This window comes from Streptomyces sp. (assembly GCF_031178505.1).
GTDB lineage: Bacteria > Actinomycetota > Actinomycetes > Streptomycetales > Streptomycetaceae > Streptomyces > Streptomyces gulbargensis.
Map to the genome: position 1 here is coordinate 1 of NZ_JAPSIW010000348.1, position 7037 is coordinate 7037.

Consider the following 7037-nt stretch of genomic DNA (forward strand, 5'->3'; position numbering starts at 1 on the left):
CCTTCTCCTCCAGGAACTCCTCGAACCCGGACCGGCCGCTCTCCCGGCCGATGCCGGACTGCTTGTAGCCGCCGAAGGGCACGTCGGGGGCGAAGTAGTTGCCGCCGTTGATGGAGAAGGTGCCGGTACGAATGCGCCGAGCGATGCGGATGGCCCGCTGTTCGTCGGCGCTGTGCACGGCGCCGGAGAGCCCGTACCTGGAGTTGTTGGCGATGCGGACGGCATCGTCCTCGTCGTCGTAGGGGATCACGGCGAGGACGGGGCCGAAGACCTCCTCCTGCGCGATCTCGCTGTCGGGATCGACCTCCGCGAGCAGGGTGGGCGCGTAGAAGTGTCCGGGGTCGACGCGCTTGCCGCCGCGGACCAGGACGGCGCCTTCGTCGACGGCCCGGCGCACCATGCTGTCGACCTTGTCACGCTGGTCCTCGCTGATCAGCGGTCCCATGTTCGTCCGCGGATCGGTGGGGTCGCCGACCCGGACCCGGTCAAGGCCGGCCGCGACCATCTGCACGATCTCGTCGTGCCGGGCACGCGGCACGAGCAGACGGGAGGTGAGGGCGCAGCCCTGGCCCGAGTGGGAGCAGATGGTGAAGGCGGCGAACATGGCGGCCTTGGTGACGTCGGCGTCGTCGAGGACGATCATGGCCGACTTTCCGCCGAGCTCGAGGAAGACCCGCTTCACCGATCCAGAGGCGTCGGCCATGATGCGCCGGCCCGTGCTGGTGGCTCCGGTGAAGGTCACCGCGTCCACACCGCGGTGGGTGGTGAGCGCCTTGCCGACCTCGGGGGTCGAGGAGCTGAGGACGTTGACGACTCCGGGCGGGATGTCGGTGTGCTCGGCGATCAGTTCGCCGAGGGCGAGGGTGGTGAGCGGGGTCTGCGGGGCACCCTTGAGGACGACGGTGCAGCCCGCGGCGAGCGCGGGGGCGAGCTTGGCCAGGGCGAGCTGGTTGGGGAAGTTGTACGGCAGGATCGCGGCAACGACGCCAGCCGCTTCCTTCTCCACCCAGCGGTGGTGACGCTGGCCGCGGGACTCGACCACGCCCAGGTCCTCGGTGAACTCGTAGCTCTCCAGCAGGTCGGCGTAGTACTTCACGATGCCGATCGGCTCGTCGAGCTGCGGACCATGGGTGAGCTGGCGGGGCGCGCCGACCTCGGCGATGGTCAGCTCGCGCAGCTCCTCACGGTGCTCGTCGAGGGCTTGGTGGAGCCGGCGCAGGGAGCGCAGCCGCAGGTCCCTGTCGGTGGGCCAGTCGGTGGTGTCGAAGGCGCGGCGGGCGGCGGCCACGGCCGCCTCGGCGTCCGCCGTGGTGGCCTCGGGCGCGTGCCCCACCAGTTCGCCGGTGGCGGGGTTGTGGGACGGGAAGGTCGCGTTGGTGGTGAGGAGCTTGCCGTCGATCAGCAGGGAGCTGGTGGGTGCCTTGTTCACAGCCGTACCACCGATCCGCCGTCCACCGCGACGACCTGGCCGGTGACCCAGCTCGCGGCGTCGGACAGCAGGAAGAGGAGCAGACCGGCTTGATCCGCCGGTTTCCCCATGCGTTTGAGGGCGAGCGACCTCACCAGCGCCTCGCGGGCCTGCTCCGGGATGATGTCGCGGGAGCCCTCGGTGTCCGTCGGGCCGGGGGCGATCGCGTTGACGCGGATGCCCCGGTCGCCGAGTTCCGCGGCGAGGGACGCGGTGAGGTGGTTGATGCCCGCCTTGGCGAGGCCGTAGAAACCGGTGGGCTGCCAGGCGGCGGTGGATGACTGGTTGACGATCGCGGAGCCTTCCTTCAGGTGCGGCAGGACCGCCCGGGTCACGTGCAGCGCACCGAGCAGGTTCACCTTGAGGAACCGGTCGAGGTAGTCGTAGTCGACACTGGTGATGCCCTCGCGGCGCATGCCCTGGAAGATGGCGGCGTTGTTGACGAGGTGGTCGATCGCTCCGAACTCGGTGATCACCGTGTCGGCGAGCGCCTCGGCGGATGCCGGGTCGCCGACGTCGGTCCGTACGAAGAGCGCGTCCCCTATCTCCTTGGCGACACGTTGCCCCTGCTCCTCGTTCAGCTCGGCGACCACGACCCGCGCGCCTTCGGCGGCCAGCGCCTTCGCGTAGCCCTCGCCAATGCCTTGGCCGGCTCCGGTGACGATCGCCACCTTGTCCCTGAACCGCATCCCAGCCTCCCTGCTCGGTTGGTCGGAAACTACATTCTCAATTTCAGCGAATCAAGGATTCAGACAAGAGAGCCTGCTGCGCACCCAACATGCGAGCGAACCCATCGGCAACGCCCACGACTCTTGGGCGTGACACGGGACTTCCCCTCGCACTCAGCTTGAGAATATGATTCTCAGATACGGAAGGGGTGTTTACATGATCACATCGAAGGCCTTGAGCTCGTCGCTCGGGGTGGAGTTCACCGGCGTGACGGACCCGCTCGACGACGCCTTCGTCCACCGGGCGGCCGAGGCCCTCACGTGGCGCGGAGTCATCCTCGTGCGTGGGCTGCACCTCGACGACGAGCAGCAGTTGGCGTTCAGCCGTACGCTCGGGGAAGTGGTCGCGCTGCGCGACCAGGAAATCTTTCCGATCTCCATCAACCCGGCCAAGAGCAAGAGCGCCAAGTACCTGAAGGGCGCGTTCTACTGGCACCTGGACGGCACCAGCGACGATGTGCCCGTCAAGGCGACCACGCTCACCGCCCGCCATGTCGCCACGGTCGGTGGCGGTACCGAGTTCGCCAGCACCTACGCGGCGTACGAGAACCTGCCGGAGAAGGAACGCGAGCGGTACGAGTCGCTGCGCGTGGTGCACAGCTTCGAGGCGTCCCAGCGGCTGGTGAACCCGGACCCCACCGAGAAGGAGCTGGCCGCCTGGCGAACCCAGCCCAGCCACGAGATGTCCCTGGTGTGGCACCGCAGGGACGGGCGCCGTTCCCTGGTGACCGGTACCACCGCCGACCACATCGTCGGAATGGACCCCGCCGAGAGCCGCGCCCTGCTCGATGAGCTGCTCGACTGGACCACCCAGGAGCGCTTCCGTTACACCCACGACTGGGAGGTCGGCGACCTCGTGGTCTGGGACAACACCGGGATACTGCACCGCGCGCTGCCCTACGACGAGAGCTCGGAGCGGCTGCTGCACCGCACGACCGTCGTCGGCGACGAGGCATTCGCATGAGCGGCGCGAGGACGGCCGTCGTCACCGGTGGCGCCTCCGGCATCGGTCGGGCGATCGCGCGGCGGCTCACCGCCGACGGTCTCGAGGTCGCCGTCTTCGACATCGCGCCGGCCGAGGAAGGCCACGCGCTGACCGTAGACATCACCGACCGCGCACAGGTCGACAAGGCGATGGAAGCGGTGCGCGACCGCTACGGTCCGGTCTCCGTCCTGGTCAACGCGGCGGGCAAGGACGGCTTCACCCGGTTCTCGGAGCTGTCGTTCGAGGAGTGGCAGCGCGTCGTGGACATCAACCTCAACGGGGTGTACCACTGCGTGCAGTCGGCGCTGCCGGACATGTGGGAGGGGCGCTGGGGACGGATCGTGAACATCTCCTCGTCCAGCGCCCATTCCGGCCAGCCCTTCATGGCCCACTACGTCGCCGCCAAGTCCGCGGTGAACGGGCTGACCAAGTCCCTCGCCCTGGAGCTGGGCCCGCGGGGCATCACCGTCAACGCCGTGCCGCCCGGTTTCATCGACACCCCGATGCTGCGCACCGCAGAACAGCGGCAGCGGCTCGGCGGCACCATCGAGGAGCACATCGCCCGGACCCCGGTCCGCCGGGTCGGTCGTCCGGAGGACATCGCGGCGACCTGCTCCTTCCTGGTGAGCGAGGAAGCGGGTTACATCACGGGGCAGATCATCGGTGTGAACGGGGGGCGCAACACATGACGAGGGTGTCCCCCGTCCCGTACGAGGAGTGGGACGCCGAGACGCTCCGACCGCTGACGGGCGGGCGGGAGGTGCCTCCCTCGAACGTCCTCGGCCTGCTGCTCCGCCATCCGGCGCTCGCCAGGTCGTTCCTCACCTTCTCCGCCCATCTCCTGGCCCGCAACACCTTGCCGGAGAGGATGCGCGAGCTGGCGATCCTGCGGGTGGCCTGGCGTCGCCGGTGCGCGTACGAATGGGAGCAGCACGTGCTCATCGGCCGTGAGGCCGGCGTGACGGAAGAGGACCTGGAGCAGGTACGGACGGGCGCCGCCACGCCGGTGAACCGGGCCGTCGACGAACTGGAGACCGCGTTCACCCTCTCCGACGCCACCTACGCGGAGCTGGCCAAGGAGCTGGACGAACGGCAACTGCTGGACTTCGTGTTCACGGTGGGGGCCTACGGGATGCTGGCGGCGGCGTTGAACACGTTCCAGGTGGAACCGGATTCCGGTCTCGGTGACGAAGGGGGTCTTCGCTGAGGCCGGTGGTCACCGGCCCCGCACTCGCGGGGCTCGACGAACGTGAGGGGCGGCCCTCATAGGACAGCTCGGGCGGTGGGCGCCTGACCGCCGAGCGCCTGCTGGACCCGATCGACGAGAGTGCGTGTCAGAATCTCGAGGTGGTCGCCGCCGTACGCTTCCGTCCAGTCGAGCGCCTCGATGTCATAGGTGACGCCGGCCACCACACTGCCGATCCTTACCATGGAGACCACGGTCTTGGAGTCCCTGCCATGTCTGCTGACGGCGTGGCTTTCGTCTCCGAGGGTCGGCAGCGCCATGGAGGGCGGAGATTCCTGCCTCAGCGACCTGTAGGCCGCTTGAGCGGCTTCCACCCCTGCGAAGGGGTAGACCCTGAAGTGGGCCACGTTGTTCGTCGCCGGGTCCTGGTATGCGGCTTCGCCACAGAACAACAGATCGGGTTGTTCGCTGCCGCACTGCTCCGTGGAGGCTTCGAGCACGCTCGCGTCGTTCTCCTGCGTCCAGCCGCCGGGCACGGCATCCAACCCGGGAAGGACCGACTCCACCACCTCTCGGTCCTCAAGAACCGGACGTGGCTGCCCCTCCGCGAGCGGGTCCCCCACGCCGTCCGTGGGAGCGCCGGAACCTCCCACTGCTCCGGTGGACTCCTGCCAGGGTGCTGCGCCGACTCCCTGCCCTGGCGACTCGTCCCCGCCGATCGCACGCACGCCGCCGTACACGGCGAGTGCCACGATCCCCAGCATGACGGCGACCAGCGCGACCAAGGCCCCCGGGCCGCCTCGGGAGGTCGAGATCGTCAGTGGGCCGAGGGAGATGTTGCTACCGCGCAGCCGGTTGCCGTCCCCGATGACCACGCTGCCGGTCGGTGCCGGCGGCACCGGGGGCGGCGGCGGTGCTTCGAGCAGCGCGATCAGTCGATGGGCGAAGGCCGGATCGGCGTCGAGGGCATCCCGCAACACAGCATGGAGCCGATCGGCCGCCGTAGAGTCCTCGGGGTCCTGGTCCAGCCCTGTGAGGGCTGCCTGACCTTGCTCCGTGCCCCTCAACCGGTCCCTCACCAAACCGGAGACCGCCTGTACCGTGCCCGTGCCGATCGCGGTCCCCGCACCCGTGACCGCGGCCACGACGAGTGGCACGACCGCCGACGCCAAGCCCGCTGTGTCCATGACATTCCCCCTCGTGTAGAGGCAAGCATGAAGTGCGCCGGCCAAGAATGGGAGGGGCCTGGCCCCGTGGACACCCTGGGGCAGCCCCTCCCTGGTGGCGACGGACGCGCGTGAGGCGCCCTCGCCGTGGGCGCGTGCACGGGTCGGTCCGGCTTCGACTCGGGCCGCCCCGGTAACGCGCTCCTCAACCCTGCTTCACTCGCTGCTTCATGTCGTCCAGTCCGGTCAGGATCGGGAAACCGCCCACGCTGAGCGCGTTGCCGTGCCCGGTCTGGTGGACGTCGAAGACGGACTGGAGCGCGGCGTAGAAGCCCTGGACGTCCAGGGTCTGGTTGACGGCCCGCTTGGCCTGGCGCAGGCCGAAGGGCGGCATCTTCGCGATCTTTTCGGCCAGCTCGCGGGCGGATTCGTCGAGCCGGTCGAGCGGGACGACCCGGTTCACCATCCCGACCTGCTCGGCCTCGCTGGCGGTGAGGGGTCTGCCGGTGAACAGGATCTCCTTGGCCTTGCGCGGTCCCAGCTCCCACGTGTGCCCGTGGTACTCGACCCCGCCGATGCCCATGTGCACCACGGGGTCGGAGAACTCGGCGTTCTCCGCGGCGACGATCAGGTCGCACGGCCAGCACAGCATCAGCCCGGCGGCGATGCACTTGCCCTGCACTGCGGCGATGGTGGGCTTGGGGATGTTGCGCCACTTCAGCGAGTACTCGAGGTAGCGCCGCGCCTCCGTGTTGTAGATCCACTCCAGGGTGATCTCGTCGGGGCCGGGCCAGCGGTCCTTCAGGTCGTGTCCGGCGGAGAAGTGCCGGCCGTTGGCACGCAGCACGACCACACGGACCTCCTCGTCCCCGGCCGCGCGGGTCCAGGCGGCGTCCAGGTCGTCGAGGAGGGACATGGTCTGGGCGTTGGCGGCCTCGGGGCGGTTGAGCGTGATGGCGGCGACGCCGCCTTCCGCTTCGTACAGGATCTGGTCCATGACCGGCGTCCTAACGCGGTAGGCCGAGGATGCGCTCGGCGATGATGTTGCGCTGAATCTCACTGGTGCCACCGGCGATGGTGCCGGCGAAGCTGCGCGCGTAGCGTTCGAACCAGCTGGAGACGAAGTCCTCGTGGTGCATGTGGTGGAACGGACCGGTGCGGGCGGGGTGCGCCAGCGCGTCGGCGCCGTGCGCCTCCAGGGCGTGCAGGGTGGCCGACTGGACGGCCTCGGAGCCCAGCAGTTTGAGTACGGAGATCTCGGCGGGATTGCGGTCCGGGCCCAGTTGCCGATGGCCTAGCAGCCTCAGGGCCGTCAGGTCCATGAGGAGGGTGGCGTACCACTCCTGGCCGGCGCCGGCGTCCCCGGCGTCGCGGACCAGGTCCTGGAGCCGTTCGGCGTACGACAGCCACAGCAGGGTGCGTTCGTGGCCGAGGGAGCCGTTGGCCACCCGCCAGCCCTCGTTGAGGGGGCCCACCAGATTCTCGCGCGGTACGCGTACGTCGG

The 7037-nt window shown here is 69.2% G+C and carries 8 protein-coding genes; 3 read left to right on the forward strand and 5 right to left on the reverse strand.

Annotated features, from left to right (window positions below; translation table 11 throughout):
• A partial coding sequence (locus RIF68_RS21460; protein ID WP_309052913.1) for an aldehyde dehydrogenase family protein occupies positions 1–1429 on the reverse strand: 1429 nt, incomplete at its 3' end.
• Complete coding sequence (locus RIF68_RS21465) at positions 1426–2157, reverse strand: SDR family oxidoreductase (protein ID WP_309052914.1); 732 nt, start codon at positions 2155–2157, stop codon at positions 1426–1428. The genes RIF68_RS21465 and RIF68_RS21460, both read right to left, overlap by 4 nt.
• A gap of 196 nt (positions 2158–2353) precedes the next feature.
• On the opposite strand from RIF68_RS21465, the gene RIF68_RS21470 reads away from it, so the two are divergent.
• The 3 genes from RIF68_RS21470 to RIF68_RS21480 are packed head-to-tail and all read left to right on the forward strand — an operon-like array spanning position 2354 to position 4388.
• A complete protein-coding gene (locus RIF68_RS21470) occupies positions 2354–3160 on the forward strand; it encodes a TauD/TfdA family dioxygenase (RefSeq protein ID WP_309052915.1) in 807 nt (268 codons plus the stop codon).
• A complete protein-coding gene (locus RIF68_RS21475) occupies positions 3157–3870 on the forward strand; it encodes an SDR family NAD(P)-dependent oxidoreductase (protein WP_279562202.1) in 714 nt (237 codons plus the stop codon). The genes RIF68_RS21470 and RIF68_RS21475 overlap by 4 nt, the downstream gene beginning before the upstream one ends.
• The gene (locus RIF68_RS21480; RefSeq protein ID WP_279562203.1) at positions 3867–4388 is read left to right on the forward strand and encodes a carboxymuconolactone decarboxylase family protein; all 522 of its coding nucleotides are present in this window, start codon (positions 3867–3869) and stop codon (positions 4386–4388) included. The genes RIF68_RS21475 and RIF68_RS21480 overlap by 4 nt, the downstream gene beginning before the upstream one ends.
• A 56-nt stretch (positions 4389–4444) precedes the next feature.
• On the opposite strand, the gene RIF68_RS21485 is transcribed toward RIF68_RS21480, so the two are convergent.
• The 3 genes from RIF68_RS21485 to RIF68_RS21495 all read right to left on the reverse strand — a co-directional run.
• Positions 4445–5554, reverse strand: a complete 1110-nt coding sequence (locus RIF68_RS21485; protein WP_279562204.1) for a hypothetical protein — start codon at positions 5552–5554, stop codon at positions 4445–4447.
• Positions 5555–5738: 184 nt separating this feature from the next.
• Positions 5739–6530: an enoyl-CoA hydratase gene (locus RIF68_RS21490; protein ID WP_279562205.1), complete on the reverse strand. Its 792-nt coding sequence runs from the start codon at positions 6528–6530 to the stop codon at positions 5739–5741.
• Positions 6531–6540: 10 nt separating this feature from the next.
• Positions 6541–7037: acyl-CoA dehydrogenase family protein (locus RIF68_RS21495; protein ID WP_309052916.1), on the reverse strand; the 497-nt coding region annotated here is incomplete at its 5' end.

Coding starts and splice junctions, on each gene's coding strand:
- RIF68_RS21490 (WP_279562205.1), bottom strand. CDS start 6,530: ATGGACCAGATCCTGTACGAAGCGGAAGGCGGCGTCGCCGCCATCACG.
- RIF68_RS21480 (WP_279562203.1), top strand. CDS start 3,867: ATGACGAGGGTGTCCCCCGTCCCGTACGAGGAGTGGGACGCCGAGACG.
- RIF68_RS21465 (WP_309052914.1), bottom strand. CDS start 2,157: ATGCGGTTCAGGGACAAGGTGGCGATCGTCACCGGAGCCGGCCAAGGC.
- RIF68_RS21470 (WP_309052915.1), top strand. CDS start 2,354: ATGATCACATCGAAGGCCTTGAGCTCGTCGCTCGGGGTGGAGTTCACC.
- RIF68_RS21485 (WP_279562204.1), bottom strand. CDS start 5,554: ATGGACACAGCGGGCTTGGCGTCGGCGGTCGTGCCACTCGTCGTGGCC.
- RIF68_RS21475 (WP_279562202.1), top strand. CDS start 3,157: ATGAGCGGCGCGAGGACGGCCGTCGTCACCGGTGGCGCCTCCGGCATC.